The following is a 25,518-nucleotide window of genomic DNA, read 5'->3' as shown; positions in this document are numbered from 1 at the left end:
TAATTAAAAAAAAGGAATGCATTTTTGATATGGCATCTTTTTTGGGCAATTTTGTATAAATATCCAAACTGTTATGTTAAAGAAATTATCAATATTGTTTTTGGTCGGGCTAATCACCTATTCCTGTGCCAAAGTCCCATTTAGTGGACGTAATCAGTTAAGTCTTGTAAGTAATGCAGAGATTCTCCCGATGTCATACGATCAATATGGTCAGGTATTGCAAGAAAGTAAGTTAGTAACTAGTTCGACGCAAGGTCAGCAAGTCGTAAGAGTAGGTAGAAAAATTGCAGAAGCTGTAGATATTTACATGCGAGAAAAGGGTTATGCAGATGAATTGGAAGGCTTTCAATGGGAATTCAATCTTATAGATAGTGAACAAATCAATGCTTGGTGTATGCCAGGTGGTAAAGTAGCATTTTACACAGGTATCATGCCTATTTGCCAAGACGAGACAGGGATTGCTGTTGTTATGGGTCACGAAGTAGCACATGCTATAGCAAGTCACGCAAGAGAGAGAATGTCAAATGGCCTTTTATTGAATGGATTGATTGGCGGTGTTCAGGTCGCAATGGGTCAAAACCCAACACTTACTCAAAGCATCTTCCTTCAAGCTGTAGGTTATGGTGGACAATTGGGAATGTTGAAATTTTCTAGAAAGCATGAATTAGAAGCCGATCAATTAGGCTTAAATTTCATGGCTTTAGCGGGGTATGATCCAAGACAAGCCCCTATATTCTGGGAAAGAATGAATGCAGGTGCAGAAGGTGCAAGGCCACCGGAATTTTTATCGACTCACCCAGGTCCAGATAAAAGAATTCAAGAATTAAATAGCCAAATGGCAGAAGCCATGGCTTATTACGAAAAGAGCAACAAGCAAAGATAAAAAATAGAAAAGGCTAGCTTCTCAGGAATCTAGCCTTTTTCTCTATAAGCTACATTTTTTAATCTGGTTTCTGATAAACCAAATATTAATCTGAATTCAACAATCAAAAATTTAAAATCAACCATGCCAGCACTTGTTCTAGTAGAAGTAGAAATCCATAATCCTGAATTGTACGAAGATTATAAAAAACTGAGTTTACCAGCGGTTGAAGCTTTTGGTGGAAAGTTTGTCGTTAGAGGGGCACAGACGGAATCTCTCGAAGGTGATTGGAATCCACAGCGCTTGGTTGTTTTAGAATTTCCATCTGTCGAAAGAGCAAAAGAATGGTACAATTCTGAGCAATACACCACAGCCAAAAATATCCGCTTTCAAGCTTCCAAAGGAAAAATGTTAGTGGTAGAAAGTGTTTAGAGGAAAAAGTTAGAGAAAAAATGAGTCATTTTTTTTAAGCCTAGAACCAAGACGTAGCAATCCTAATTCTAGGCCAAATCTAAAATCTAAAATCTGAACTTTGAAATTTAAACCTACAAAGAAACCCCTCTCTTCCACGGAATAAAATCGTCCTGATCCAGGAGTTGGGCTTTGGATTTGATCTCGCCGCTGGCAACTTTAATAATGTGTTCGAGCATCTCTTCGCCCATTTGAGGGATAGTTTTTTCTCCTGAGATTACAGCACCTGTGTTTACATCAATGATATCAGGCATTCTTTCTGCCAACTTTGTATTGGAAGATATTTTGATGACCGGAGTTACTGGATTGCCTGTTGGCGTACCAAGTCCAGTTGTGAACAAAATGATATTGGCACCTGATCCAGCCATGGCGGTGGTACTTTCTACATCATTTCCAGGCGTACAAAGGAGGTTGAGGCCGGGTTTAGTTGCATACTCCGCGTAATCCAAGACATCTACTACAGGAGAAGTTCCTCCTTTTTTGGCAGCTCCAGAGGATTTCATCGCATCTGTGATTAAACCATCTTTGATATTTCCTGGTGAAGGATTCATATCGAAACCTGAACCTACTGCTTCAGCAGATGCTGCATAATCTACCATTAGCTTACTGAATTTCTTCGCAATGGTATTGTCAACACATCTATTGATCAATTCCTGTTCAACGCCACAAAGTTCTGGGAATTCGGACAAGATTGATTTTCCACCCAAGGCAACAATCAGATCAGAAACATGCCCAACCGCTGGATTAGCTGAAATACCAGAGAATCCATCGGATCCACCACATTCCAAACCAATCGTCAACTTACTCAGCGGAGCATCCTGTCTTTCTTGTTGATCGGCTTCAGCCATAGCAAGGAAAGTTTGCTTAATTGCTTGTGATAGCAAGTTGCTTTCTGTTCCTTCTTTTTGTTGTTCAAGGAGTATTATTGGCTTATCTAAATTGGGATTGATTGCATTCAGTTTTTCTTTTAAGATCGCAGGTTGTGCATTTTGACAACCCAAACTCAAAACTGTCGCGCCAGCCACGTTTGGATTATTGATATATCCGGCCAACAAAGCACAAAGCATATCTGAATCTTGACGAATTCCACCACAGCCACCTTGGTGGGTTAGGAACTTGATACCATCTATGTTTTTGAAAATTTTTGAAGCGCTAACTTCTACAAATTCCTCAACTTGTAACGTTTCGATCTGCTCTTTTTTTCCTGTTTTGTACAAATCAGCCATTTGTTGCACAAGGCTTTTGAACCTGTTTGGTTTCCCAAAACCGAGCTCATCTACGAAGGCCTGCTTGATGACTTCTACATTTCTATTTTCACAAAAAACCAATGGAATTACAACCCAATAATTGGCCGTTCCCACTTGCCCATCTGATCGGTGATAACCTTTGAAAGTTCTTCTCTCAAACCTGCTAAAATCAGGTAGAGTCCATCCTGTAGTTTCTGTCTTTTCACTGAAAGAATTGGCTTCATGCTTCACATTGGCAGTTGTCAAGACTGATCCACTAACTAGGGGAGTGACTGACTTCCCTACTACTGAACCGTACATATAGACGTAACCACCTTGCTCAATTTCAGTCAATACAAATTTATGTTTGGCAGGTACAGAGTCCTTTAGGGTAATCTTTTTCCCTTCGAATTCTATCACTTCACCTGCACGTAAATCTGTCAAAGCGACGAGTACATTGTCCTGTGGATGAATTTGTAAAAACTTATGGTTCATTGAATTTTTTGTTTATATTGCGCAATCGATTGCACAATTTAGGCAAAAGAAATTCAAAAATAAAAATATAAGGCATTAATTTACCAATTAGAATAAAGATCAACCCATGACTAAAAAGGTAATAACTCTAGGTGAAGTGATGATGCGGCTTAGCACACCGGGCAATGAGCGTTTTTTACAAGCCGATCAATTCAATATTGTCTACGGTGGGGCAGAGGCTAATGTAGCTGTCTCCCTTGCACAATGGGGAGTGAAATCCTACCATGTAACAGCTTTTCCAGATCATGATTTGGGAAAAGCTGCGACAAATTACTTGAGGCAAATGGGAGTTGGAATAGAATATATTTTTACTTCCGAAGGAAGAATGGGTCTCTATTTCTTAGAAAATGGAGCCATGCAGAGGGCTTCAAAAATTATTTATGACCGATTTGATTCAGCTTTTGCAAATTTCGATGGTGCTGAAGTAGATTGGGATGCAATATTTGAAGGAGCGGATTGGTTTCATTGGACGGGTATCACGCCTGCACTTTCCCAGAGAGCTGCAGATATGACTTTAGCAGCATTGAAAGCTGCATCTGCAAAAGGAATTACAATCAGTGGTGATATCAATTATAGAAGAAATCTTTGGCAATATGGAAAAGGGCCATTGGAAGTAATGCCTGAATTGATTCGCTATACACATATTATTGTAGCCGGAATGGCTGACTTCGAAAATTGTATGGACATCACAGCTGAAGATTATGAAGCAGCATGTATCCAAGCCAAAAAAGACTATCCTCAAATCAAATATATTACAACTACAGAAAGGGATTCTATTTCTGCTTCTGAAAATGGACTAAGTGCAATCCTTTGGAATGGGAAAAATCTACTGACTTCTAAAAAGTACAATATGACGCATATTGTAGATAGAGTAGGAGGAGGAGATGCTTATATGGCTGGATTGATTTATGGACTGCTCCATCTTTCCGATGAAGAAGCTTTAGAATTCGGAGTTGCTGCCTCGGTCTTGAAACACAGTATTCCAGGAGATGCCAACCTCGTCAGTCTTGAAGAAGTCAAGTCACTGGTAAAAGGTGAGAATGTCGGTAAACTGCTAAGGTAAGATATGAGACTTAAGATGTAAGACGCAAGACATAAGACCAAAAATGTAAGGCGCTTGTACGCCGCGACGTAGCGGAAAAGCTATCCCAACAATATTCCTAATCTAAAATCTAAAATCATAAATCTAAAATTCAAATGAACCAAAACAAATCCATCCTTCAAGCCATGACTGATTCGGGAATGATCCCGGTTTTTAATCACAAGGACATTGAAGTTGCCAAGTCAGTATTAGCAGCGGCTTACAAAGCAGGTGTTCGCGTTTTTGAATTTACCAATAGAGAAAAAAATGCTTTTGAGGTATTTAAGGCTCTGAAAATTTATAGTGAGGAGTTTGAAGGGATGTATTTGGGAATTGGGACGATTTTTACTGCAACTGATGCTCAAAGGTTCATATTTGCTGGAGCTGATTTTATAGTTTCCCCTGCGTTGATTCCTGAAGTTGCAAATTTTTGTACTATGAAAGGGATGCTTTGGGTTCCGGGATGCGCCACGGTTTCAGAAGTATTCCATGCCAAAAGTCTCGGAGCACAGTTAATCAAGGCATTTCCAGGGAATCTTCTTGGTTCAGGTTTTATCAAAGCAGTGAAGTCAATTATGCCTGATGTAATGATGATGCCGACGGGAGGAGTGGAGCCGACCAAGGAAAACTTATCAGAATGGTTTGGATCTGGCGTACATTGCGTGGGTATGGGATCTCAGCTATTTGATAAGAAAGTCATCGAGTCGGGACAGTACGAGATACTTCAAGAAAAAATAAGTGCTACACTTACATTGATAAAGTCGATTAGGTCTTAAGGCCGACAACCCAAAAATAACATTCAAATGAAATTGAGAATTTGCTATATCATTGCTATTTCATTGATTTTCCTTACAGCTTGCAAAGGTCCTGGAGGGGTTCGCGTGATCAAATTGGGTCATGGACTCGGTGTAACTCACCCTGTTCATGAAGCCATGGTTTTTTTAGCGGAGCGGGTCAAGGAGAAATCCGGTGGTGAAATGATCATCAAAATTTATCCCAATCAACAATTAGGTTCTGAAAGAGAATTAGTCGAACTGCTACAAATCGGAAGCCTAGGTATGACCAAAGTGTCATCTGCCGTAATGGAAAGTTTCGCTCCCAAGCTTCAAGTATTCAGTATGCCTTACCTCTTTAGAGATGATAAGCATCGAGAAAGTGTCCTCAAAGGTCCGATTGGAAAACAACTTTTATTGGATGGGGAAGAGTTTTGGTTGAGGGGACTATGCTATTATGATGCTGGAAAAAGGAGTTTTTATACTAAAACTAAACCCGTAGAATCCCCAGCAGATCTGCAAAGCCTCAAGATCAGAGTAATGGAAAGCAATACGGCCATCAATATGGTAAAAAGTTTTGGTGGTTCTCCGACTCCTGTTTCTTATGGAGAACTTTATACAGCACTTCAACAAGGAATTGTAGATGGTGCGGAGAATAATCCTCCGAGTTTATACACTTCTAGACATTATGAAGTCTGTAAATTTTATTCTATCAACGAGCATACAGCCGTTCCAGATATCATGATTATCAGTACGAAGGTTTGGAAATTACTTTCAGATCAAGAAAAACAATGGCTTCAGGAAGCTTCAGATGAATCTGCTGTTTATCAATATAAAATTTGGGCAGACGCAGTGGAAGAGTCCTTAATGGAAATGGAAAAGGCAGGAGTTACCATTGTCTATCCGGAGCAAGATGGCTTCAGAGCATCTGTAGAAAGTATGTACGAAGAATTGAAAGTCGCTCAACCTGAATTGTATGCGGTAATCGATCAAATCAGAAAGCAACCTTAATTAATCTTATTAACCCACAGACCTATTTGAAAATGTTTAGTATAGAATTCAAAGAAAATTTAGATAAAATCATAGGCTGGCTCTTGATCTTTTTGATGGGCTCTATGGTATTGAATGTGACTTGGCAGGTGCTGTCTAGGTATATTTTTCAAAATCCATCTTCCTTTACAGATGAGTTATCCCGATATATGTTGATCTGGTTGGGAATGTTGGGTGCGGCTTATGTGGCGGGACAAAACCAGCATTTAGCCATTGATATTGTTTTGAGAAAATTGGAAGGAAAAGCCAAAATGAAGCTTCAAATCCTGATCAATGTTTTGATTATGGTTTTTGCGATTGCAGCGATGATCTTGGGAGGGAGTAATCTGGTTTACATTACATATTTGCTTGGCCAGAAATCAGCCACTTTACAAATTCCACTTGCCTATATCTACAGCATCATTCCAGCAAGTGGACTATTGGTCTTGTATTACCAAGTAGCAGGAATTTTTCATTTGATTAAAACCAAAACCCAGGACTAAAATGGAGTATATCAGCATTATCATACTCGTATTGACTTTTGTGACATTGATGGCGATCGGAATGCCTGTCGCTTGGAGTTTAGGTTTATCAAGTTTGATTACCTTGATGGTTTCTGTTGCCGCTGGGCCCTCAGCCACGACGATTGCCCAGCGAATGGGAACAGGCTTGGATAGTTTTTCGCTTTTGGCGATACCCTTCTTTGTCTTAGCAGGAGAAATCATGAATCGGGGAGGGATTGCCAATCGCTTGATAGAATTGGCAAAAGCCATCACAGGGAGATTGCCAGGTGGATTATTATATGTCAACGTAATTGCTGCCATGCTTTTTGGAGCAATAGCTGGTTCTGCCGCTGCTGCTGCTTCGGCTATAGGTGGGATTTTGGGAAAAAGAATGGAGAATGAAGGCTATCCAAAAGAACTTGGAGCTGCTGTAAACATCACTTCTTCAACGACTGGATTAATTATTCCTCCATCCAATATTTTGATCGTCTATTCATTGGCTTCAGGTGGGGTTTCTATCGCCGCATTATTTGTAGCAGGATACCTGCCAGGGATATTTATTGGATTGCTATTGATGCTGACTGCTGCAGTTTTTGTCAAAAGGAAAAACCTTCCCGGTGGAACTGCGACAAGCATGAAGGAATTGACAAGCAAGTTTTTCAGAGCATTTCCAAGCTTGATGTTGCTGGTTGTAGTAATGGGAGGAATTGTAGGGGGTATTTTCACCGCAACAGAAGCTTCAGCTATTGCGGTAATTTACACGCTTGCTTTATCATTTTTCTATAGAGAGTTGAAGTGGAAAGAACTTCCTTCCATTTTGCTCAAGTCATCAGAAACCACTGCTGTGGTGATGCTTTTGATCGCTACTTCCATGAGTATGTCATGGGTGATGTCAAGTGAGGATATTCCACAATCCATTTCAGAGTCCCTGTTGTCTATCAGTGACAACATTTTTGTAATTTTATTGCTGATCAATATTCTCCTGTTGTTTGTCGGGATTTTCATGGATATGACTCCAGCAGTTTTGATTTTCACGCCGATATTCTTACCGATTGTGACTGCATTGGGTATTGACCCTGTTCACTTTGGGATTATCATGATTTTGAATCTTTGTATAGGACTATGTACCCCACCTGTTGGTTCAGTGCTGTTTATCGGTGTTGGCGTGGCCCAGACGAGCATAGAGAAAGTCGTCAAACCTCTGATTCCATTCTTTGTTGCGATGATATTTGGGTTGATTGTAATTACACTATGGCCAGGTTTGACACTTTGGCTGCCAAGGCTTTTTGGCTTGTAAAATGATTTAATGGTTAAAATAAGATTAAAGAGGCTGGCCGATGGTTAGCCTTTTTTTTATTTACCACGGATGAACACAGATGAACACAAAAAAAAATGGTGCTCATCTGTAAAATAAGCGTTTTTAGTTTTCTATTTTTTGATCTTTATAAAGTAAAACATTTTTGTATATTAGAGGATTAGTTTTTAGTGCAATTCTATCTAATGAAAATAAGTCATGAAGTTATATGACAAGCAGTCTCACAAATTATTAATTATTGCTTCTGGGCTTCAAATACTAGCCGGAGTTTTTGGATTGGTTCGTGATTACATGAATACTTACCCCTCTATCCAAATATCGCTTGGTTTGATAGGGATTGTTGGTGCTTTGTATTTCAAAAAATACCCGTATGTTGAAATAGCTAACGGGGAAATTATCAAACAGGCACTCTTCAAAAATAAACGAGTTAAAATAGCTGATATCAAGTCATTTGACAAAGTAGAGAATACGCTGCTTATCAAGTCTGATAACACTCGGATTAAGATCCCTAGAGGGAGTTTGGATGTTTTGGAGATCAGGAAATTTGAAGAATATATCAGAAGTGAAATGAACCAAGCATAATCAAAAAAAGCATTGTTCAGCTGTTATCCGTGATTAAAGTGATCTATTCTATTTTTTGTATTCTTTGAGAAAACTTAGTGTTCCATGTGGTTAAATGTTGTGTTCAAAATGGTATATTCACTCTTTACCAACGCTCTATTCCCTATGAAGCATTTATCATTCAGCATGTTGATTCTGTTGTTACTTTTTTCTTCTTGTCATGTAGAAAAGGAGGAGAGCTACGCTATTTCCCAAGAAGCACACACAGAAGAAATTGAAAACTGGTACAACAACCGGGTAGCATCTTTGAAATCAGAAAATGGCTGGCTGAACTTGATAGGCTTGTATTGGTTTGAACAGGATAGCAATAGATTGGGAATGAATGTGGGATCGGAACTGCTAGTTGATGATGCCTTGTTTCCTGAATTTTTTGGGACCTTCGGGAAGGTTGGAAAGCAAGTTTATTTCAGTCCTGAAATCGATGGGATCAAGATTGGCGAAGAATTGATTACAGAAAAAGTACTTGTTTTCGATCCCGAAAATGATTTTTCTCCAACAATTACATATGGCACTTATAGAATGTCTGTATTGCAGAGGTCAGATTTAGTGGGCTTGCGATTGAGAAATGTGGAATCAGATCTTATTAAGGACTTTCAGGGAATTGATAGGTTTCCAGTGAATATGGAATGGAGATTTGAAGCACGATTTATCCCTTATGAACCTGTAAAAGAGATTCCAATTTCCAACGTCTTGGGACAAACCTATCCTGCAGAAGCGATTGGTTATTTGAGTTTTGGTTTTGAAGGAAGGATTTACAATATAGATGCTTTGGAAGAAGGGGATCAGTTGTATTTGATCTTTGCTGATGGGACGAGTGGTGCTGAGACGTATGGAGGTGGACGCTATCTCTATACCCAGAAGGCCGATGAAAATGGGATCGTAATTTTGGACTTCAATAAAGCGTTTAATCCGCCATGTGTTTTTACACCTTTTGCGACTTGCCCATTGCCCCCACGTCAGAATATATTGGAGCTTGCGATAGAGGCAGGGGAGAGGAATTGGGGGAAATAAAATTTAAGCTCGCAAAGTTTGCTAAGGTGCGAAGGGCGCAGAAAAGGTTTAGGATTGTGAGTGGAGATTATTCAATATTATATATTTTCATGATCAATTCATTATCAGATATATTTAAGTGTAATATTTGGTTAATGTGGAATTTTTTAAAGTCAATGTTGTGCTTTTAAGGATTACAAAATTAACAGCATTATGACGAACGGTAATTGGTGTTGATTTTTCAAGGGGATAGGGCTACTCGAAAACCGCTAGTCATGTCACGTGTTTCAGAGCCAATAGCCAAGCGAGAAAAAACTCTACAGTCAAACGCATCGCTTGTCCAACCGCCACCACGCAATATTGGAAGGTAACCTCCTGCCCAAGCCGTCCACTCCTTTACATTGCCACTCATGTCATATAAACCAAACCCATTTGGCTTTTTTCCTTTTACTGCATGTGTGGTTTTACCATTATTATATTTATACCAAGCCACTTCATCGATCTTATTGCTGCCCGCATATTCATGGTTTAGGCCGCCTTTGGCCGCTTCTTCCCATTCCTCCTCAGTTGGTAAACGAACTCCCGCCCAAATACAATAGGCCATTGAATCATGCCAACTTACATGAATCACAGGATGTGAGCTAGGCTGACTGCCGCTGCCTCCTTCATTGTTGCGCCAATTTACTCCATTACCCTTTTCCCAGCCACTTCCAGTCCATACCCAGCTCCAACCCTCTTTCTCAGCCGTAGTTTGGTAACCAGTGGCAATTACAAAGACTTCAAACTGTCCGCGGGTTACCTCAGTTTCACCCATATAAAAATTCTTACTTGGTATCTTGATTAATTTCATACCTTTCACTAGGAGGGTATTAGACACCTCGAAATCCGCTTTTTCTTTTGCAATGGCCGCAAGGCGCTGCTCGATGCTTGCTATGCTATCTTTGACTTCGTTATCTGCCAATAAAGTATAAGCTTCTTCATATTTCTCCAAAGCCTGATCCCAGTATTGCTTTTCGGCCAAAAGATCTGCCTGACTTTTCACCTTAATAAATTCTTCCTTAAGCTCCTGAGAGATTTCATCTTGTTTTTCTCCTTTTGGCAAGAAGAACCAGAGACCTGCTGCCAAAAGCAAGATGGCAGGAATTGCCCAGAGTAATGGGGATGATTTTTTCTTTTTGGGCCGAGGTTCTTTTTTAGGAGGTTCTGGTCTAGGTGGGGCTGGAGCAGGGTTTTCTGCTAAAGGTTCCAGCGTAGAAAATGATTGCTCAAGTTGTTCAAGAGAATGTTGGAACGCTTGTTTTACCAGATTATTCGGTGCACTTTTCAACCCTTTTTCAAAATATTCTTTCTTGCTCTCATATGCATCCACTAATCTATTTTTAGAAAATGGCTTGCTTAACCCTAATAGTTCCAAAGCAGCGGCCTCACTGAGGGGCTTTAGCTTGGAAGATTGGATTTTTTCCTCAGAAGGATTCTCTACGAGTCCCATGCTGGGGAGTTCGCTGAGGTCTTCTTCGCTTTCCCCGCCAAGAAAGAGATAGGCCTCCTCCACGGCGGCAAGGCGCTTGCGGTAGAGTTCTTTTTGGTGCTCGGTTGGGGCGTTGGTCAGGCGTATCTGAAGTTCGTTATAGACTTCCTGATAGGCCCTGCGGATCTCAGAGGTAGAGGCGCCCGGTTCAAGGTCTAGGAGTTCTAAAGCTTTTTGTTCATTCATAGTCTTCTGATTTATGGATTAGATATCCTTCATAAAATCTATCTCGTGAATTTCTTCAAAAAAGGGTTTTCCTTTTTGGGAATACCCATTTAACTCAACTCGGATTGGGTTTTTCTTAGCCTCTATATTAACACTCAACTCCAATTGTATAGCAGTCCCAAGGACCTTTGGCAGTTGTTCCACTCGCCTTTCCCAAATTAATTTCTTTTTCTTTACAACATCAACATACTCCAATAATAATTGCAGTGTCATACTTTTTTGGGAGTCAATTTCATAGGTAAACTTTTCGATTTTCCCTGTAGGAAGGGTGTTTTCTTTGTCTAAGATCAATTTTTCTTCCCGATCATCTACTTTGAAATAAATATTGAAGCCAAGGCTTCCCAGTAATAATTGATTTTTATTTTGCCCTTTCCAAATCCGGCAAAGGTGCCCCATTCCTTGTAAAGTTGCCCAGCGGTCCAACTGGATTGAAAAGACACCATCCTTTTGAAAGTTTGTTTTACCCTGTACCAATAAATAATTGAATGTGATCAAAGGCTTGTCTTTTAGAAATTGACCCAATGCATTTTGGAGGTCTGGGTATTCATTTTTTTGGTAATTCGAGTTGGTACGTTCCTCGAAAATACCCTCATATACCTCATAAAATGAAAAATAATGTCTTTCTTTATCTTCCTCATAAAACACCACTTCGGCATCCAGAGGCTGGTTAGAGAAAAACTCCAGGACGGCTAAATGAGATCGATGTCTAAAATAATCAAGCCCAGCCATCTCTTGGAGTAGCATAAAGGAGAGTTTATCGTATTTTTCTGTGAATTGAGGTAATGATAAGAGTACTTTTTTTTCAGAATATGAACAAGATAAGGATTGGACTTTTAGCCTTTTCTTTTCCATAATGGATTCTAGTGATTGTAATTTTGGATCCTTATTCAGATTCTGTCTGTGTATAATAATAATATTTTCATCTTTCCACCCCGCTATAACGAGCTCATCTTCACTGAAGTCAATGAAAACAAATTCAAACTCCCGGTAGGCAGCCGGAATCGTCATTTCCATACTGAAGTCATATAGGGAAAAGGTGGACGAATGGAGTTTTAAGGAACCATAGCCCTGTATGCCATACTCCTTATCAATAGAAACGGGCTTAGCTGATTTTTCTGTCAAAGGTAGCGTATAATGGTCAGCCTCGTGCAGCCTCAAAAGGTGTTCATTAGCAGAGTTGAGTTCCTCCAATTTTCGGGAAAATAGTTTCTTCAAATGGGCTGTAGGGGCATGTTGAAGGCGCAGCATGATATCTGCCAACTTTTCCTGGTAGGCTCTTTCAATCTCCTCCAATGAAGCACCTGAATACAAGTCCATTATGTAGTGTGCTTTTTCTGTGTCCATATCTAAAAGGATTTACTTTTTATCTGATATCTACTAAAATAAATTTTTAAATAGTTGGAAGCTCAATCGGTTCAGATAATCGGAATCTTTTTTTTCAAGAAGGCTATCTGTTTGAGCAGAGGTTCTCGGTTTTTAGTGGAAATCATCCACTTTGGTAATTTTTCGACCATCGTAAAGAATTTCCTATCTTTATTCTCTCTTATATCTGCTTTAATGAATTCTTCTAGGTAAAGCAAATGTGCTTCGTTGTAAGCAGAAAATTGATGCTCTTTGTAGCTAGGAGATAACCATATATCAGCCTCAAAATAATATTCAGCTGATGTGATCAAGTTAGCTTAGTGATCAAACATAGTGTTTAGGTTTTAAAACCCACATCGTCATATCTACGGCAACAGAGTTTTCATGCTATATTGACCAAATTTCAAAAGGTCGCTTTGATGGAGAGGTTATCATACCAAGATTCTTTTATACGAGCATCTACAAAAACTCCAATAGTATTCCCAAAAGGTCTTCCTGATTCTTGCTTTACTTGTACTCCATTAACGTAATAAGTTATTTTACCTGCCTGATAAATGATTTTCAGAGTGTTCCATAGACCACTTCCTTTTCTAATTGCAGAATTTGATTCCCATTTTGTATTCCATTTACCTCCTTCTAATGTTCCAATATTTGTGGATCCATTAGCACTTATCCCAAATCGGTAGCTTGGGTCTGTACTATTACCCAAAAACAATAAACCAAAACTAAAATTATCTGCTCCAGATACATGCATCACATCTACACTAATCTCTACTAATGTCGCCTCAGATAGTCTTGACTGATTAAAGAATTTATTATATGAAAATCCTTCTGAAAAAGAGAAATGCTTGAGCACTCCGCCATCTGTTTTCCATTCCTTATTTGCATCCTTAGAATTAACAAACCTACTGTCTACTTGAGAAAATGAAAAGAATAAGTTAATAGGCAGCTTGTTCTCAGCTTCGGTTCTTTTTTTCCAAACTCGATCAGAATAACTAAAATCAAGAGACTTTTGATAAAAATCGTAAGCCTTCTGATATTCTAAGTTTCTAAGATAGACATCTCCCGATGCTTCCATTTCATTGGCACTTGCTTCGAGTCTCGCTCTTCTTTCTCTATCTGCTTGTTCTTGTGCCAACCTTTGCTGTTGCCTTTGTTGTTCCAAGATCAACTCTTGCTGTAATCTCTGTCTTTCAGCTTCTGATTCCGCCTCAAAATCCTCCTTAGCGTGTTCCAACATCGCCAAACTTTCCTCAATATCCCATCCTGTTGGGTGCCATTTTTGAGCTTCCATAAACTTTTCCTTTGCTAGTTCGAATTCATATCCTCCCATCAAAGAATCTGCCTCTTGCAAATATTTCTGATGCATCACTAAACTCTTTTCAGCCATGGCATTTAATTTCTCAGAAAATACTTCACAATCTCTTTTACAAAACTGAGTGATTTCTTCATACTTCAAGTAAGCGTTTTTGAAATCACCAGCCTCTTCCAACGCTTCTGCTTCAGCCTTCAAAGTCATTAGTTGATTTTGGTATTGTTCTTCTTGATAATAATCAAAACCAAACTTTCCAGCTACTCCTAAGATGGCAATCAAAATAAATATAGTAATCCAGAGACCCGCTTTAATTTTCTTTTTTTGTTCAATGACTTCATCAACCTTACTTGATTTATCTGCTGAAGTGGTTTTTGAAGTCTGCTTTTTATCTGCTGTATTAGTCTCCTTCTTTTTTGTAGAGAATCCTTTCTTGATCACTACTTTCAACAACACCTCAAAAGCATCATCCAACTCTGCCTGACCTTCCCTAAGCAGCTTTTTTGCACGTTCAATTGGAGCTTTTTGAATTGCATCCTCAAATTGTGCGGTCTTATTATTATAAGCGTCATAAAGCTCTTGTTCTGAATAATCGGGGTCTAACCCTAAAATACCAAGCGCTTCTGATAAGGATCCTGAAGGTTCAATATTCTTATCATCACCTACATAAGATTTTGAATCTTCCTCAGCAATTGGACTGATATTAGGTAGCACATCAAAATCATCTTCTATGTTACCAATTAATAATTGATAAGCATTTTCTAATTTCTTGATACGATTGCCATATAAATTTTTCTGTTGCTCAGTAGGAGCATTCGTCAAACGGATCTGCAACTCGTTATATGTTTCTTTGTAAGATCTTCTAATTTCAGATACTCCTGCATCCGGCTCCAATTCGAGAAGTTCAAGTGCTTGTTCGCGTGTCATATGATAATACTGTGATTAAGTTGTTGGTGGTATCTTTTTTTTCAAAGCTTGAATAAGCTTCAATATTGACAATCTATTTTTAGAGGAAATCATCCATTTTGGTAATTTTTCAACCATTGTAAAGAATTTCCTATCTCTATTCTCTCTTATATCTGCTCTAATGAATTCTTCTAGGTAAAGCAAATGTGCTTCGTTGTAAGCAGAAAATTGATGCTCTTTGTAGCTAGAAGAAAGCCATAAATCAGCCTCAAAATAATATTCAGCTGATGTGATCAAGTTAGCTTTTTGATCAAGCATGGTGGACTTTTGTTGATTGAAACCACAATGGCCACATATTAATTTAGCTATTTTGCTCTCATAATCTGCTGTTGCTTGTGCCATTTGGGTACACCTAGGACATACAATCAAAACACGATCTTGGAAATCGATTAATTTAAGTTGACGGTCTTGAAATCTATTTGAAGCCTTATCCATGATCATTTATTTGATAAATGAAATTGCTATCCTGAACCCCACTTCTTCTGCATGTTGGTCTTGTTGAAGGCAATTTCGACTAGACACCCGTCTGTTAGAGTCGTTGGACTGAAAACCTCCACCTCGTATCACTTTACAGCTATTTTTAGCTACACCTGTTGGGTTAACTTTTGGGCTATTGCTATAATAGTTAGAATCAAATCCATCAAAACACCATTCCCACACATTCCCACTCATATCGAAGAGTAATTTTTCATTTGGAGAAAATGTCCCTATTAGATATGGCGCTGTAGCTCGGCTACCAACTTTATTGAATTGATCAGAACCTGAAAAAATTCTGTTTTTAGATGCATTGCCCCCTCTTGCAGCATATTCCCATTCTGCTTCAGTAGGGAGTCTATAATTGCTTTTAGTCATCTTATTGAGTTTACTCAAAAAAATCTGAGCCTCATTCCAAGTAATATGGACTATAGGACAATTCGGATCGGTACAATTGGCTGGACTTTTGGGATAATATTTCATTACAGCGTACCATTGAGCCCTAGTCACTTCAAATTTTCCAATTTGAAAGCTTGATAGGGTTACTGCATGGTTGGGGAATTCATTATCAGCGCATTTTCCACGTTGTTCTTGAGTACAGCCCATCTCAAAAGTGCCACCTGAGATATACTCCATATCATTCATTAACTGCTTGATAGGTAAAGGAATGGCAAAAATAATTTTCCATGTAATGAAAAGTGCTAATCCTAAAAATGCCGCTGTAGCGATGGGTTTCCAAGGTATCTCACTCAGACCCTTCTTTTTTTCAGGTTTAGGTTCTGATTGAAAGAATTGGCCGGATTTCCCGGACATCTTTATTTCAGGAGCTGATTTTTTTTGCATTTCCTCTTCTGAAAAGTTCAAAACATTTTCTGACTTTCTAATGTCTACCAAGGAAGCATATGCCTGCCAATATTGGCTCATTCTTTTCCTGTAAAGCTGTTTTTGGCTTTGAAGGGGGGAATGTTCTATAAGCTGTTTGGTTGCTTCGTTTAATTGTTCAAATGCTTTTTTGATTTCTTCTGAGGAGGCATTTTCAGTGACTTGAAGTAGGGCAAAAGCTTCTTTCTTATCCATGGCTTTACATAATCATATTGATATAAGTTGACTGTACGATGGCTTTCTGTCTTGGAAGCTTGGAAATTCCCTCTACTTCATCCCCAAAGAGTTTTTCGATTTCTATTCCTGTCTTAGGATCAAAGGCAGAAAACCAAACCGTACCATCAGTCCTGCTTTCTATTTTCACTTCAATTGGATAGTTTGCTTCAAAAGAGGGTAGGGGGCCGATCACCAATGAACCCAAACTCACTTCTTTTTCTCCCTTATCTAAATATTGGATAATTTCCAGCTTCATTTTTTTCTGTTCTGGATTGGAGGTGTAATAGGTCTTGCTGTTATTAAAGGGTAGCGGCATGTTTTTTTTGACCAAGCTATCGATGACGATTCTCCCTGTTTTAGGATTAATAGCTCTTACTCCTAGGTTGTATCCTGTTACTCCTTTAAGTTCTGGAGGTAACTCAAAATCCATTTTCTGTCCGGATAGCTGAATGGCATGAAGTGCTGCTCCGTAGGCAACAGCGCGCATAGGCTCGTGGGTCAGAATCTCTTGGCTTTCTTTGGTGAAAATTTTCTTCAGTCGCTTCTTAATATAGGGTATCATAGACGAGCCTCCCACCAATAACAAGGTGTCCACATCCTCAAAATCCAAACTCGCACTTTTTAAACATCTATTGAGGATTTCTTCACAAGTAATCAGATAGGGTTCTATGGCCTTCTCAAATTCATTTCTCGACACATGAACTTCTAATGACTGATTACCTATCACGCAAACTTGATCGACAAACTGAGTCCCCGGCATGCATAACTCTACCTTCAACATTTCGGAAAACCTCCTAAGATGTAGCGAGTTTCTGGCATCTAATACTGGCTCCATTCCATAAGCTTCTTTGAATTGCTGTAGAATGATTTCGCCTATTTTTTCATCAAATTCCTTTCCTCCGATTTCCGTATGCCCATCTTTTGCGATTACATAGATACCTTTTTCATCCATCGTCATTATGGTAACGTCAAAAGTGCCACCACCTAAATCATAGACCATGATGGTTTTATTATATTTCTTATTGGTCAGGCCATAATGAATAGCAGCAGCGATTGGCTCTTCTAATAGATTCAGCACAGGCAAATCAATCAGAGCAGCGGCATTCAGTATCGCTTTTCTTTGGACATCATTGAAATGTGCTGGTACAGTAATCACTGCTCCTTCTATTTTTTCTGCAGTATAAGCTTCTGCATCTATTTTGAGCTTTTTAAGTAAAAGTGCTGCTAGACTTTCTGGATACCAAGGTGTATCGTCCTTATCAATGTATAAGGGTTTTTTATCGCCAAAATGTCGTTTGAAAAACTTAATGAGATCAAGTCCAGGATTTCTTTCTAATTTGGTTTCTAAAAACTCTCCTAAATAAGCTGTATCGCCATCAATATGAATGATTGAGGGAGTAGTAAATACACTGTTTTTGTGGTTGTCCGGGATCAAAACCGGTATCCCGTTTTTTCCTACCCTAGAGATGAGAGAATAAGTAGTGCCTAAGTCAATTCCTACTAACATTTCTTACTGAGTCAATTTTTGGAATTCAATTTTTGTTTCTGCCATCAGGTTATTGAGTTTATTATCAAAATTCTGTTTTTCCCTCAGACCATTCTGAAATTGTTTTTCCTGATTATTGATATTGAGCATTTTTCTTTGTGTGAGTAGGTTTTTGTCATTGATCTCCTGCGATGTTCTCTGACTGTAATTTTTAAGTACTGTTTCGCAATTGTCAATAATATCGCGGATCTGTTTCTTTAGAAAATCATTATAGGGTTGCTTCCATTCTCTTTCCACAGTAGATAGGATTCTTTTAATTTCTGTAGATAGGTGTTGCTTGGCTTTTTTTGTTTCCTCTGTCATTTTTCTTCTTTTTTCAGTGGAAATATTTTGAAAGGCCTGATATGTTCCAAAGCCAAGCAAAACAACAATTAAAATGTTAAAGTTGTCTTTAACGAGCTGTACCTCCTGGTTAAATCCAGCAAAACCTGCGATCATCAAAATTGACATTACCATGAAAACAGGTTGCCTGATGGCGCTGAATAAACTATTAAAATTTTTGCTTACTCCTTTGGCTTCAAAATCCTTTTCCATCCTAATACTATGGTCCAAGAGGGGTTGGATTTTACTTTTGTCATAGTATTCAGTCTGGATATTTGCAGCCTGTACACCAGTTTTCTCCAATAGTTCTTGGACCTCTTCAATAGAAGCAGATAAGAAATCATTCATAGAAATAACATCATTACTTAGGTGGTCTTTCAATTGCTGCTCCATCCATTCGAAAAGTTGATTTACTGATTTGGGAAGCCTTAACATAATTTCTCCATCCACTTCTACTTCTTCTAATTCTTTGAGCAAAGCAATTTCCTGTTCTACATTAAAAAATAAAGAGCCATCTTGTATTTTGGTGATTTTCCCAAAACGCTCCCCAATTCCCTTTTCAAATTCGGAGGCACTTTTACTGAGGTTGTTCTTAATCTGTTGAAATACTTCCTGTCCAGACTTGGAATTGGCAGATTTTTTATTGGTTTCTAGTTCCTTACTAACCGCAATTTTTTTTGCATCTATCTCTTTTTGCTCATTCTGCATTTGTATTTCTAAGAATTCAGATAATTTCTTTAGACCAAAAACGCCACTGATGAACGCCGAAACTTTCTTGTAAGGCTCAGGTATTTGTTTGGTAAATGTTACAATGTTGTTGAATTCTTCGGAAGATTGACGCAGAACTTTCCAGATTTTCTCTAAACTGAATTCCTGTGGGTTTATTTTTTCAATTTTTGGACCCAAAATAAAGTATAGAAAAGCGGTGTTTTTTGAAAACCGGTCTACGAAATATTTTAATTCCTCTTTTTCAATTTCAGAATCATTCAGATAAATTACTTTGATAACAGGATGCAACTCATCTATCTTGACTATCGGAAATTTGGAAGGACCAAAAACACGTATAGAAAATGGACCTTCTGATAATCCTACCATATGGTTTTCTTTCCATAGATCATGAAATTCCTGTGGAAGGATCATTTCCAAATCATCATTTTGACCAAGAAAAAGAATATCCATCTTGATGTTTTCAGACGAAATACTGTTTTCAATTTTTCTTAGTGATTCAGACAAGTGGACTAAAGTTCCTGGTTCTAGAGAAAATTCAGCAATCCTTTCAATGTCCTTGAGTGCATTTTTTATTTTGGAAACATGCATATGATGGAGACGCTAGCTAAAATCAAACTATCTTGATCACTCGCTTAATGTGATCAATTTTTTGTTCAGTTCGGGTGAGTAAATCAATGAAGGAAATATTAAAATACCCTTATTGGCACAAAAGCCGAACAAGGGTATTTTTTATTGACAATTTATAAAAAGGCGGAATATCCGAAATGTATATTTAATTAAATTTATTTCTGGATAAGCTCTGAATTACCAAGAACTAAATCCCCCTCCAGCAGAGTTCGCTCTTGAGGCGGCAGCTTCTGCATCACTAGCAGCACTTTCTGCTCTGCTAGCGGCGCTTTCTGCTTGACTTGCAGCACTATCAGCAGAACTTTCTGAACTTTCTGCATTGCTCATCGCGCTTTCTGCTTTGGAAGCATGATCTTCTGTTTGCTTTAGAGCCTCTGCGGCATTGCTTTCATGTTCTTTGGTCGTGTTGAGTGCTTCGCTGGCATTATTTTCATGCTCTTTTGTTGTATTCAAAGATTCAGAAGCATTGTTTTCATGTTCTTTGGTAATATTCAGCGATTCCAGTGCGGAATTTTCGTGCTCCTTTGTTGTATTCAAGGACTCTAATGCGCCGTTTTCATGCTCTTTCGTCGAATTTAAAGATGTCAGTGCATTATTTTCATGCTCTTTCGTTGTATTCAATGATTCAAAAGCACTGTTTTCATGTTCCTTAGTAATGTTGAGTGATTCCAATGCAGCATTTTCATGCTCTCTCGTTGTGTTCAAAGACTCCATGGCATTATTTTCATGCTCCTTGGTGATATTTAAAGACTCTAAAGCATTGGCCTCGTGTTCTTTGGTAATATTGAGGGATTCCAATGTATTTGCTTCGTGCTCCTTGGTCAAGTTAAGTGATTCCAATGCATTATTTTCATGCTCTTTTGTGATATTCAAAGCTTCTAGAGCATTGGTTTCATGTTCTCTTGTTAATCCTAAGGATTCGAGCGCGTTATTTTGGTGTTCAGTTGTAATTTCTAACTGTTCTTGAGCTGTTTCCCTAAACCCTTCAATTTCCGTTCTCATAGATTCACTTTCGCTATGGAAAGTTTCGGTCTGATTTCGGAATTCAGCAATTTCATTTTTCAAAGAGACCACTTCGTCTCTGTAGCCATTCAGTTCTTCTGTTAAAGCAAGAATTTGTTGTTTGTTAGTTTCAATTTCTTGGTACAAAGATTGAATGTCAAACACTTTTGAGTTAAGTGTAGTCAAAGCACTATCGAGCTCTGCTGCGATAGCTAAAAGTTCCTGAGGTGATTCCATAATTGATTATAAATTTTGTATGGTTGAGTTGAGAATGTTTGCTTTTTGTAACACTGAAGTCATGTAAGAACTTAAATCAATATTTTGATCTTTGGATTCCACTGTTGTAACAGGTGTACCTGTGGCGCTCACTACTCCGGGAGCTGTATTTTGAGGTAAGATCTCTTCTTCTAGTATAGTACCTTCGGTACCTTCGCCTGACATATCATTGCCGAAAAGTTTGTTGGCTACGGCAGTTGCAGCACCACCTACTACTGCTGCCCCAATAGTAGTACCTAGGTTTTCTTTTTTAAAGGTTCCCTTTGCTTTTTTCTCAGTCATTTTATTGTCCATTACAAGATGGGGTTAGTGAATAATTGTCAAAAACTTTTCAGTTTAAGTTTAATTCAGGTAATACTTGATTATTATCTGTTAAATATCAAGTAATATATAAATTTTATAATATATGTACCAAATTAATTTTCAGGCATTTGCTATTCAGTTTAGATATATTAATATTTGAACTATTTAGCTTTAAGGGATTGGTTCTAATTGATTTATGCATTTGATTAATTCATAATCGCTATTTTGCCATCGACCCAATATCCGCAGCTTTTCAAGGGCTCGATAATAATAAATATTGGATATTAATAGGGAACCAATTCTTTATCTTCTATTCTGGTTTCCATGCAAATGCCATCGGGATTTTTAATTGGACATCACCGGTATTGAAAGTGGCAGTCACATAATAGTAGCCTATAGTCCTCCGTGGAGTTTTAGATGATACACTTACCAGCTTTTCAGTATTGGAGGTAAATTCTTCACTAGAACTATAGTTGCTGTAAATAATTTCATCTTTGGGGTTTTCTCCTCCGCTATTAGCATTTCCGATTGGCCATACCCTTGCCCTTGAGGCAGCGTTGAAACTAAGGCTAACTTTTTCTGTCCAGTTGTTGCCTAATTTCCCCATGACTACTGGACTGGAAAACGAAGTGGTAAGTGAAATTTTATCCCCACTGTTATTACTTGCTTCAAAATATTTTTCCTTGCCCAATTTTGGGATGACTTCCATATAGACTTTTGACCAATTGTCATTAGATTTTTTGAAGTATTCCATGGCCAAAATCTCGTTTTTGGGAGCGCCACCGACGCCAAAAAAATACATTTCTCCCAATTGGCGTAAATAATATCCAGATTCTTCTCCTTTTTTATAAAATTCAAAAGCTTTCTCCCAATTAGATTCTAAGAAGAATCCATAATCATACATGGCTCCTATAAAACTCATGGAGCCAGTATGTCCTCTATCTGCAGCACTTTTGAAGTATTTATAGGCTTCTTCATCATTCCGTGTAATTGCAATACCATTGAAATAAAATCTCCCTAGATTAAACAGTCCATATTGGCTATTTTGAGCAGCAGCTTTTTTATACCAATTAAAAGCCTCGTTTTCATTCTTACTGACATGCCAGCCATTTTCATAGAACCTGCCTATTTCATTTTGGGCATTAGAAAATCCTTTTTGAGCAGATTTGAGGAACCAATTATATGCTTCTCTATCGTCCTTTGATACACCAGTGCCATCTCTATACATAACCCCTAAATTGAATTCTGCAACGGCCTGACCTTTATTGGCAGCTAAACGGTATAGTCGGACAGCTTCTTGATGGTTCTGAAGTACTCCTTCACCATAGTGATAAGCATATCCCAAATTCAATTGTGCACGAGCATTTTGATTTGAATCGCCTATTTTTAGTAATCTGATACCCTCTTCTAGATTTTTGGTGACTCCCCAGCCATTTCTATACATAGCCGAGAGTATCTGCATCCAAAAATCATCTCCTTGTTTGGACTTTTCCTGTACAGCATTAAAAGACTTCCTAAAAAAATCTTGAGCAGTTCTTGGGTTTTTAGTCACCCCATTTCCCGAATTATATTGAAGGCCTAGTCCATAATTGGCTTTTAAGTCTCCTAAGGATAAGGCTTTTTCAAAGCTTTCCTTTCCTTTTTGGTAATTGACGCTACCCCATCCGTCACCCCAATAATATGTAAACCCGAGCATAGTGTAGGCTTCTGCCACGTTTTGCCTGGCGGCGGTCTGGAAAAGATCTATAGCTTTTTTGTAATCGAGATTATTATAAGCCTGCATGGCTTGGACAATTATGGCGTTATTACTCGATGAAGAAGTAGAGCTTTCCGCTGTTTGGGTGATTTGAGTAGTGGAGGAGGTGGAAGTTTCTTCGGAATTGATATCTGTAATGGTGTCTGCCAAATCTAAGTCACTATCAGGGACTGCCTCATTGACTATTTCTATTGACTCAATTTTGGATTCGTCACTTTTCAAAAATAAATATCCTACCACCACCAATATGAGTACAGAGACTCCCAAGAGAACAGGAAGCAGATTTTTCTTTTTGGTTGGATAGACATTCTTTATTTCTGCTGCTTTTGCTTGATTTTTTTCAGGATATTTGTCCTTATGTGATAAATCGGGAATGATCAAACTTACGTTTTGTTCAAGTAAAGTAAGTTCTTTAGAAGCTGCTTTAGCAAAATCATCCTTCCTGTTATTGATGATATAAACCAGTTCCTTGCGTTTCTCTTGATAAGCTTTCTTTACTTCATCATATTCAGTCCCAAAGGAAACTCCCAAGGTCTCATAAGCCTGTTTTAACTCTGAAACCTTGCTTTTATCCTCATTCGGTTCATTTTTTTTCTTTGCATTAAGTTTTAATAATGCGTAAGATTGATCAAGTTCTTTTAAGGTACTTTCATAAGCTTTTTTGATGTTTTTCAAGGGTGCTTCTTGCATAGAAGCTTCCAGTTCGGCTTTTCTTTCTTGGTATATATTTTTCAAATCTTCCAGAAAGAATTCCCCTTGAATACCTAGTAAATCTTTTGCTGAAGATATTGTGACTTCAGCAGGGTTTGATTCTAAACTACTTTCATTTTCAATAGGCCCTGTGCTTGGCAGATCGGAGACATCATCTTCCAAAGTCCCTCCTAAAACTTGGTAAGCTTCATCTATCTGCTTGAGTCTTTCGATATATTTTTGCCTAAGACTGTCAGGAACGTTGGTAATTCTGACCTGCATGTCATTGTATAGTTCCTGATAAGCTTTTCGTATTTCCTGCTTTGAAGCATTTTCTTCAAGGTCTAATAATTCAAGGGCTTTTTTAATGTTCATAAAAAGAAAGAAGATTCTTATTGAAATGAAATGATGTGTTTTAGTATTTTTTTTTATAGAAATATCCGGAGTAATATTAGAAACCGATAATTTCACTAATTATCGCACTCAAAATTGTTAAAAGTCGATAAGTTTTCAGGGTATTAAAAGCTTTAAAATTCACGATTTTGTTTGGCTACTTGTATTTAAGCGGATATACTTTTTTTTATTTGACTTTATACAAATAAAAAAAAAATATTTGAATGTAGTTAATTTCAAGTTAGATTTTATTTTGAGTTTCAATTATTAGCCATACTTAATTTTATAATTGAATACTGAGCCAATTATTTTAGTCCCAGAACTTGATTTTGCTCCTATAATTTTTTTTGAGACTTATAGAATGTCTGTATTGCAGAGGTCAGATTTAGTGGGCTTGCGATTGAGAAATGTGGAATCAGATCTTATTAAGGACTTTCAGGGAATTGATAGGTTTCCAGTGAATATGGAATGGAGATTTGAAGCACGATTTATCCCTTATGAACCTGCCAAAGAAATACCAATTTCTAATGTTTTAGGACAAACCTATCCTGCAGAAGCGATTGGTTATTTGAGTTTTGGTTTTGAAGGAAGGATTTACAATATCGATGCTTTGGAAGAAGGGGATCAGTTGTATTTGATTTTTGCGGATGGGACGAGTGGTGCTGAGACGTATGGAGGTGGACGGTATCTCTACACACAAAAAGCTGACGAAAATGGAATAGTGATATTGGATTTCAATAAAGCTTATAATCCACCTTGTGTTTTTACTCCTTTTGCGACTAGCCCTTTGCCACCAAGACAGAATATATTGGAGCTTGCTATAGAGGCAGGGGAGAGGAATTGGGGGAAATAAAATTTAAGCTCGCAAAGTTTGCGGAGGTGCAAAGGGCGCAAAAAAAGTAATGGATTGTGTGTAGAGATTATTCAGTATTATATTCTTCATAATTAATTCATTATCAGGTATATTTGTGCGTAATATTTGATTTGTAAGTATAATCTTTTAAACTTTATCGTATAAAAAATAGGAATTTATGGACTTAAAAATCACACTTTCTTTGGACCAAAAAGTCATTGAAAAAGCAAAGGAGTTTGCATCTAAGCAAAACATCAGCCTTTCAAGGTTGACTGAATTTTTGTATGCGCAAATAACTTCAGGAGATTACAAAACTTTAGATGAAATGCCTGTTGCTGATTGGATTGAAATTTTGGCGGAAGGACAAGCAGAGTACAAGAAGAGTCCTTCACTTAAAAAATTGAAATCCACATACTTTGATTCTGAAAAGTTAGAATTAATTGAGATGCTTATAAATATAAATGAGGAAAGTATTTTGCAAAATGTTAAAGTATTATTAGAAGATTCTTCAAATATAATTGATGGATTATCTGAAGAAGATTATAAAGTTATGGATCAAAGAAGAGAAAGACACCTTGCTGGTCAGTCTAAATCTTTTTTTTGGGAAGAAGTTAAAGATTCAGCTAGAAGTTCCATAAAATGAATTTGCTTT

23 protein-coding genes are annotated in these 25,518 nt (G+C 37.9%); 11 read left to right on the top strand and 12 right to left on the bottom strand.

Annotated elements, in window-relative coordinates; all coding sequences use genetic code 11:
• The first annotated feature begins 73 nt into the window (after positions 1-73).
• Positions 74-883 (top strand): M48 family metallopeptidase, encoded by an 810-nt coding sequence (locus IEV57_RS14620; protein WP_188443790.1) that lies wholly within the window; start codon positions 74-76, stop codon positions 881-883.
• A gap of 123 nt (positions 884-1,006) precedes the next feature.
• Complete coding sequence (locus IEV57_RS14615; RefSeq protein WP_014773550.1) at positions 1,007-1,294, top strand: DUF1330 domain-containing protein; 288 nt, start codon at positions 1,007-1,009, stop codon at positions 1,292-1,294.
• Between the two features lie 113 nt (positions 1,295-1,407).
• Here the strand turns inward: IEV57_RS14615 and IEV57_RS14610 are convergent, their stop codons facing one another.
• On the bottom strand, positions 1,408-3,054 hold the full coding sequence (locus tag IEV57_RS14610; RefSeq protein WP_188443789.1) for a UxaA family hydrolase: 1,647 nt from the start codon (positions 3,052-3,054) through the stop codon (positions 1,408-1,410).
• 106 nt (positions 3,055-3,160) lie between these two features.
• Here IEV57_RS14610 and IEV57_RS14605 point away from each other — a divergent pair, with 106 nt between their 5' ends.
• The 7 genes from IEV57_RS14605 to IEV57_RS14575 all read left to right on the top strand — a co-directional run bounded on the left by IEV57_RS14605 (position 3,161) and on the right by IEV57_RS14575 (position 9,426).
• Complete coding sequence (locus tag IEV57_RS14605) at positions 3,161-4,156, top strand: sugar kinase (protein WP_188443788.1); 996 nt, start codon at positions 3,161-3,163, stop codon at positions 4,154-4,156.
• 134 nt (positions 4,157-4,290) lie between these two features.
• Positions 4,291-4,950, top strand: a complete 660-nt coding sequence (locus IEV57_RS14600) for a beta/alpha barrel domain-containing protein (RefSeq protein ID WP_188443787.1) — start codon at positions 4,291-4,293, stop codon at positions 4,948-4,950.
• A gap of 27 nt (positions 4,951-4,977) precedes the next feature.
• Positions 4,978-5,958, top strand: coding sequence for a TRAP transporter substrate-binding protein (locus IEV57_RS14595; protein ID WP_188443786.1), 981 nt, complete (start codon positions 4,978-4,980; stop codon positions 5,956-5,958).
• A gap of 32 nt (positions 5,959-5,990) precedes the next feature.
• A complete protein-coding gene (locus IEV57_RS14590) occupies positions 5,991-6,479 on the top strand; it encodes a TRAP transporter small permease (protein WP_188443785.1) in 489 nt (162 codons plus the stop codon).
• Between the two features lies 1 nt (position 6,480).
• Positions 6,481-7,776, top strand: a complete 1,296-nt coding sequence (locus tag IEV57_RS14585) for a TRAP transporter large permease (protein ID WP_188443784.1) — start codon at positions 6,481-6,483, stop codon at positions 7,774-7,776.
• Positions 7,777-7,992: 216 nt separating this feature from the next.
• Positions 7,993-8,376 carry a hypothetical protein gene (locus IEV57_RS14580; protein WP_188443783.1) on the top strand — a complete coding sequence of 128 codons (384 nt, stop codon included), beginning with the start codon at positions 7,993-7,995 and terminating at the stop codon, positions 8,374-8,376.
• A gap of 144 nt (positions 8,377-8,520) precedes the next feature.
• Positions 8,521-9,426 carry a DUF1684 domain-containing protein gene (locus tag IEV57_RS14575; protein ID WP_229744519.1) on the top strand — a complete coding sequence of 302 codons (906 nt, stop codon included), beginning with the start codon at positions 8,521-8,523 and terminating at the stop codon, positions 9,424-9,426.
• A gap of 220 nt (positions 9,427-9,646) precedes the next feature.
• Here IEV57_RS14575 and IEV57_RS14570 read toward each other — a convergent pair whose 3' ends face one another.
• The 11 genes from IEV57_RS14570 to IEV57_RS14520 all read right to left on the bottom strand — a co-directional run bounded on the left by IEV57_RS14570 (position 9,647) and on the right by IEV57_RS14520 (position 23,995).
• Positions 9,647-11,119 (bottom strand): formylglycine-generating enzyme family protein, encoded by a 1,473-nt coding sequence (locus IEV57_RS14570; RefSeq protein ID WP_188443782.1) that lies wholly within the window; start codon positions 11,117-11,119, stop codon positions 9,647-9,649.
• A gap of 18 nt (positions 11,120-11,137) precedes the next feature.
• On the bottom strand, positions 11,138-12,502 hold the full coding sequence (locus IEV57_RS14565; RefSeq protein WP_188443781.1) for a hypothetical protein: 1,365 nt from the start codon (positions 12,500-12,502) through the stop codon (positions 11,138-11,140).
• Positions 12,503-12,573: 71 nt separating this feature from the next.
• On the bottom strand, positions 12,574-12,831 hold the full coding sequence (locus tag IEV57_RS14560) for a hypothetical protein (protein WP_188443780.1): 258 nt from the start codon (positions 12,829-12,831) through the stop codon (positions 12,574-12,576).
• Between the two features lie 92 nt (positions 12,832-12,923).
• Positions 12,924-14,759, bottom strand: a complete 1,836-nt coding sequence (locus tag IEV57_RS14555; protein ID WP_188443779.1) for a LamG-like jellyroll fold domain-containing protein — start codon at positions 14,757-14,759, stop codon at positions 12,924-12,926.
• 15 nt (positions 14,760-14,774) lie between these two features.
• Positions 14,775-15,233 carry a hypothetical protein gene (locus IEV57_RS14550; RefSeq protein ID WP_188443778.1) on the bottom strand — a complete coding sequence of 153 codons (459 nt, stop codon included), beginning with the start codon at positions 15,231-15,233 and terminating at the stop codon, positions 14,775-14,777.
• Between the two features lie 6 nt (positions 15,234-15,239).
• The gene (locus tag IEV57_RS14545) at positions 15,240-16,349 is read right to left on the bottom strand and encodes an SUMF1/EgtB/PvdO family nonheme iron enzyme (protein WP_188443777.1); all 1,110 of its coding nucleotides are present in this window, start codon (positions 16,347-16,349) and stop codon (positions 15,240-15,242) included.
• 4 nt (positions 16,350-16,353) lie between these two features.
• The gene (locus IEV57_RS14540) at positions 16,354-17,877 is read right to left on the bottom strand and encodes an Hsp70 family protein (protein ID WP_188443776.1); all 1,524 of its coding nucleotides are present in this window, start codon (positions 17,875-17,877) and stop codon (positions 16,354-16,356) included.
• A 3-nt stretch (positions 17,878-17,880) separates the two neighbouring features.
• Positions 17,881-19,554 carry a zinc-binding metallopeptidase family protein gene (locus IEV57_RS14535; protein ID WP_188443775.1) on the bottom strand — a complete coding sequence of 558 codons (1,674 nt, stop codon included), beginning with the start codon at positions 19,552-19,554 and terminating at the stop codon, positions 17,881-17,883.
• 216 nt (positions 19,555-19,770) lie between these two features.
• Entirely contained in the window at positions 19,771-20,832 is a 1,062-nt protein-coding gene (locus IEV57_RS14530; protein WP_188443774.1) for a coiled-coil domain-containing protein, read from the bottom strand.
• Between the two features lie 6 nt (positions 20,833-20,838).
• Entirely contained in the window at positions 20,839-21,165 is a 327-nt protein-coding gene (locus IEV57_RS14525) for a hypothetical protein (RefSeq protein WP_188443773.1), read from the bottom strand.
• 319 nt (positions 21,166-21,484) lie between these two features.
• Positions 21,485-23,995, bottom strand: coding sequence for a tetratricopeptide repeat protein (locus IEV57_RS14520; RefSeq protein WP_188443772.1), 2,511 nt, complete (start codon positions 23,993-23,995; stop codon positions 21,485-21,487).
• A 379-nt stretch (positions 23,996-24,374) separates the two neighbouring features.
• On the opposite strand from IEV57_RS14520, the gene IEV57_RS14515 reads away from it, so the two are divergent.
• The gene (locus IEV57_RS14515) at positions 24,375-24,866 is read left to right on the top strand and encodes a DUF1684 domain-containing protein (RefSeq protein WP_229744516.1); all 492 of its coding nucleotides are present in this window, start codon (positions 24,375-24,377) and stop codon (positions 24,864-24,866) included.
• Between the two features lie 178 nt (positions 24,867-25,044).
• Positions 25,045-25,509 carry a DUF6364 family protein gene (locus IEV57_RS14510; protein ID WP_188443771.1) on the top strand — a complete coding sequence of 155 codons (465 nt, stop codon included), beginning with the start codon at positions 25,045-25,047 and terminating at the stop codon, positions 25,507-25,509.
• Positions 25,510-25,518 lie beyond the last annotated feature (9 nt).

Source organism: Belliella aquatica, assembly GCF_014637795.1.
Lineage (GTDB): Bacteria > Bacteroidota > Bacteroidia > Cytophagales > Cyclobacteriaceae > Belliella > Belliella aquatica.
The sequence above is the reverse complement of the archived record's forward strand: the minus strand, read 5'-3'. Positions and strand labels throughout refer to the sequence as shown.

What these genes read in the sequence shown, in the direction of transcription:
- IEV57_RS14580 (WP_188443783.1), top strand. Translation starts at nt 7,993, where the DNA reads ATGAAGTTATATGACAAGCAGTCTCACAAATTATTAATTATTGCTTCT.
- IEV57_RS14610 (WP_188443789.1), bottom strand. Translation starts at nt 3,054, where the DNA reads ATGAACCATAAGTTTTTACAAATTCATCCACAGGACAATGTACTCGTC.
- IEV57_RS14620 (WP_188443790.1), top strand. Translation starts at nt 74, where the DNA reads ATGTTAAAGAAATTATCAATATTGTTTTTGGTCGGGCTAATCACCTAT.
- IEV57_RS14520 (WP_188443772.1), bottom strand. Translation starts at nt 23,995, where the DNA reads ATGAACATTAAAAAAGCCCTTGAATTATTAGACCTTGAAGAAAATGCT.
- IEV57_RS14565 (WP_188443781.1), bottom strand. Translation starts at nt 12,502, where the DNA reads ATGGACACAGAAAAAGCACACTACATAATGGACTTGTATTCAGGTGCT.
- IEV57_RS14590 (WP_188443785.1), top strand. Translation starts at nt 5,991, where the DNA reads ATGTTTAGTATAGAATTCAAAGAAAATTTAGATAAAATCATAGGCTGG.
- IEV57_RS14605 (WP_188443788.1), top strand. Translation starts at nt 3,161, where the DNA reads ATGACTAAAAAGGTAATAACTCTAGGTGAAGTGATGATGCGGCTTAGC.
- IEV57_RS14570 (WP_188443782.1), bottom strand. Translation starts at nt 11,119, where the DNA reads ATGAATGAACAAAAAGCTTTAGAACTCCTAGACCTTGAACCGGGCGCC.
- IEV57_RS14595 (WP_188443786.1), top strand. Translation starts at nt 4,978, where the DNA reads ATGAAATTGAGAATTTGCTATATCATTGCTATTTCATTGATTTTCCTT.
- IEV57_RS14585 (WP_188443784.1), top strand. Translation starts at nt 6,481, where the DNA reads ATGGAGTATATCAGCATTATCATACTCGTATTGACTTTTGTGACATTG.
- IEV57_RS14535 (WP_188443775.1), bottom strand. Translation starts at nt 19,554, where the DNA reads ATGCATGTTTCCAAAATAAAAAATGCACTCAAGGACATTGAAAGGATT.
- IEV57_RS14615 (WP_014773550.1), top strand. Translation starts at nt 1,007, where the DNA reads ATGCCAGCACTTGTTCTAGTAGAAGTAGAAATCCATAATCCTGAATTG.
- IEV57_RS14575 (WP_229744519.1), top strand. Translation starts at nt 8,521, where the DNA reads ATGAAGCATTTATCATTCAGCATGTTGATTCTGTTGTTACTTTTTTCT.
- IEV57_RS14555 (WP_188443779.1), bottom strand. Translation starts at nt 14,759, where the DNA reads ATGACACGCGAACAAGCACTTGAACTTCTCGAATTGGAGCCGGATGCA.
- IEV57_RS14525 (WP_188443773.1), bottom strand. Translation starts at nt 21,165, where the DNA reads ATGGACAATAAAATGACTGAGAAAAAAGCAAAGGGAACCTTTAAAAAA.
- IEV57_RS14540 (WP_188443776.1), bottom strand. Translation starts at nt 17,877, where the DNA reads ATGTTAGTAGGAATTGACTTAGGCACTACTTATTCTCTCATCTCTAGG.
- IEV57_RS14550 (WP_188443778.1), bottom strand. Translation starts at nt 15,233, where the DNA reads ATGGATAAGGCTTCAAATAGATTTCAAGACCGTCAACTTAAATTAATC.
- IEV57_RS14510 (WP_188443771.1), top strand. Translation starts at nt 25,045, where the DNA reads ATGGACTTAAAAATCACACTTTCTTTGGACCAAAAAGTCATTGAAAAA.
- IEV57_RS14545 (WP_188443777.1), bottom strand. Translation starts at nt 16,349, where the DNA reads ATGGATAAGAAAGAAGCTTTTGCCCTACTTCAAGTCACTGAAAATGCC.
- IEV57_RS14600 (WP_188443787.1), top strand. Translation starts at nt 4,291, where the DNA reads ATGAACCAAAACAAATCCATCCTTCAAGCCATGACTGATTCGGGAATG.
- IEV57_RS14515 (WP_229744516.1), top strand. Translation starts at nt 24,375, where the DNA reads ATGTCTGTATTGCAGAGGTCAGATTTAGTGGGCTTGCGATTGAGAAAT.
- IEV57_RS14530 (WP_188443774.1), bottom strand. Translation starts at nt 20,832, where the DNA reads ATGGAATCACCTCAGGAACTTTTAGCTATCGCAGCAGAGCTCGATAGT.